The 2330-nt window shown below is 72.5% G+C and carries 2 protein-coding genes and 1 pseudogene; 2 read left to right on the forward strand and 1 reads right to left on the reverse strand.

The window, feature by feature from the left end; all coding sequences use genetic code 11:
- Positions 1–347: 347 nt before the first annotated feature.
- Positions 348–1691, forward strand: a complete 1344-nt coding sequence (locus tag AOK16_RS20990; protein ID WP_055473743.1) for a uracil-xanthine permease family protein — start codon at positions 348–350, stop codon at positions 1689–1691.
- 50 nt (positions 1692–1741) lie between these two features.
- Positions 1742–1966, forward strand: coding sequence for a hypothetical protein (locus AOK16_RS20995; RefSeq protein WP_055473744.1), 225 nt, complete (start codon positions 1742–1744; stop codon positions 1964–1966).
- A gap of 4 nt (positions 1967–1970) precedes the next feature.
- On the opposite strand, the pseudogene AOK16_RS28615 reads toward AOK16_RS20995, so the two are convergent.
- Positions 1971–2330: pseudogene (locus tag AOK16_RS28615) on the reverse strand (MFS transporter); the annotation flags it as partial.

Genomic DNA, 2330 nt, shown 5'->3' on the forward strand with positions numbered 1-2330 from the left:
TGTGGGCAGGCGGTCCGCCGGCGGGCCGGGGCCCGGACGGAGTCTGGGGAGGGTGGGTGCGGTGTGGCCACCGGCGTGCAGTCGCGTGCGAAACGATCAGGTCCGGTGGCCTGTTGTGACCGGCCACGCTCCGAAATGTTGCGCTCGGCCACGCTCCGAAAGGGGCACAGGCCGTCCTCCGGGTGCGGGCCGTGCCTACCTCAGCCCTTGGCGGCACGCATGCCCACAACCCGGCGGAGCCCCCGCGATTAGGGGCAATCGTTGTTGCTGGATTACCGTTGGCTCGTTTTGTTCGGTTCGGGCAGCATCGCCCGGAGATTGCTGTGGGTACGGCGGGAGTCACGCGGATGCGTCTCGGAGTGGGTTGGAAGCTGCACGGAGACGGGCGCAGCCCCGCACCGGGCGCGGTCGTGCGCCCCGACGAGCGCCTCTCCTGGGGCCGCACGATCGGCCTCGGCGCCCAGCACGTCGTCGCCATGTTCGGCGCGACCTTCGTGGCCCCGATCCTCATGGGGCTCGACCCCAACCTCGCCGTCATGGTCTCCGGCTTCGCGACGATCTTCTTCCTGCTGGTCACGAGCGGGAAGATCCCGAGCTACCTCGGCAGCAGCCTCTCCTTCGTCGGCGTCGCCGCGATCATCGCCAAGGAGGGCGGCTCGCCCGCGACACTGACGGGCGCCCTGCTCGTCGTCGGCGCCGTGCTCCTCGCCTGCGGGCTGGTCGTACGGGCGCTGGGCGCGCGCGTCATCCACGCCGTGCTGCCGCCCGCGGTGACCGGCAGCGCCGTGATGCTGATCGGTTTCAACCTGGCGCCCGTCGCCGCCGGGACCTACTGGCCGCAGGACCAGTGGACGGCGCTGGCCACCCTCCTGTTCACCGGGTTCGCGCTCGTCGCGCTGCGGGGCTTCTGGGGCCGGATCGCGATCTTCCTCGGACTGGTCTTCGGCTACGTCTTCTCCTGGCTCCTCGACCTGGGGTTCGGGAAGATCAACTCGCCGGACGGCTCCGGCAGGACGACCGATCACTGGAGGCTGGACCTCAGTGCGGTCGCCCACGCCGACTGGATCGGACTGCCCAGCCTGCACGCGCCGAGCTTCGAGGCCTCGGCCGTACTCGTCGCCCTCCCCGTCGTCATCGCGCTGATCGCCGAGAACGCGGGGCATGTGAAGGCGGTCGGCGAGATGACCGGCGACCCGCTCGACGACCGGATGGGCGGCGCGATCGCCGCGGACGGGGCGGCGACGGTGCTGTCCACCGCGGTCGGCGGCCCGGCCACCACCACGTACGCCGAGAACATCGGCGTGATGGCCGCGTCCCGGGTCTACTCCACCGCCGCGTACTGGGCGGCGGCCTTCTTCGCCATCCTCTTCGGGCTGTGCCCCAAGTTCGGCGCGGTGATCGCGGCGGTGCCGGGTGGGGTGCTGGGCGGGATCACCGTGATCCTCTACGGCATGATCGGGCTGCTCGGGGCGAAGATCTGGATCGAGAACCGGGTCGACCTCGGAAACCCGGTCAACCTGGTGCCGCTCGCCGCCGGGATCATCGTCGGCATCGGGAACGTGTCGCTGGAGTTCTCCGACCAGTTCTCGCTGAGCGGCATCGCCCTCGGCACGATCATCGTCCTGACCGGCTACCACGCGCTGCGGTTCCTGGCCCGGGAGCGGCGCACCGCCGCACCATCGGCCGACTGATCAGCCCTCCTGAGGCGCCGGACAGGCCGGTTCGGGCCTACCGTTGAGGTATGGCCAGCCAACATGAGCCCGAGGGCTGGAGCGCCGCGAAGTTCACCTGCCCCGCGTGCCACCAGCCCGTCGAGGCCGTCGTGAAGCGCCGCCGCAAGGTGCTCGGCGCGTACGTTCCGGTCTGGGAGCCGGGGCCGTGCGCCAACCCGGAATGCCCGCGCAGCCCCCAGGCGGAGCAGGACGGCGGCCCGGCCGAGGAGCCGAAGGAAGCGCAGCCCGGCTAGGGGGCTAGGGCCGGTCCGCGACCGCGGCGCCGGTGTCCGCGGCCGTGCCCGCCCCCGCACCCGCGGACTGGGGCGCACCCCGCCGCGCCGGTTCCGGTTGCGCCGAGCGCAGCACCCCCGCGCCCAGCACCAGCCCCAGGGTCAGCGCCGTCACCACGCCGAACGACACCGTCAGCGAGGTCGCGTCCGCGATCGAGCCCATCGCGGACGGCGCGATCAGCCCCGAGGCGTACGTGATGGTGGCGACACCCGCGATCGCCTGGCTCGGCGCCGGGCCGCTGCGGCCCGCCGCGGCGAAGGCCAGCGGGACCACGACCGCGACCCCGACCCCCAGCAGCGCGAATCCCGCCATGGCCATGGCGGG

It is taken from the genome of Streptomyces pathocidini (genome assembly GCF_001418495.1).
Classification (GTDB): domain Bacteria; phylum Actinomycetota; class Actinomycetes; order Streptomycetales; family Streptomycetaceae; genus Streptomyces; species Streptomyces pathocidini.

What these genes read in the sequence shown, in the direction of transcription:
- AOK16_RS20990 (WP_055473743.1), top strand. Translation starts at nt 348, where the DNA reads ATGCGTCTCGGAGTGGGTTGGAAGCTGCACGGAGACGGGCGCAGCCCC.
- AOK16_RS20995 (WP_055473744.1), top strand. Translation starts at nt 1,742, where the DNA reads ATGGCCAGCCAACATGAGCCCGAGGGCTGGAGCGCCGCGAAGTTCACC.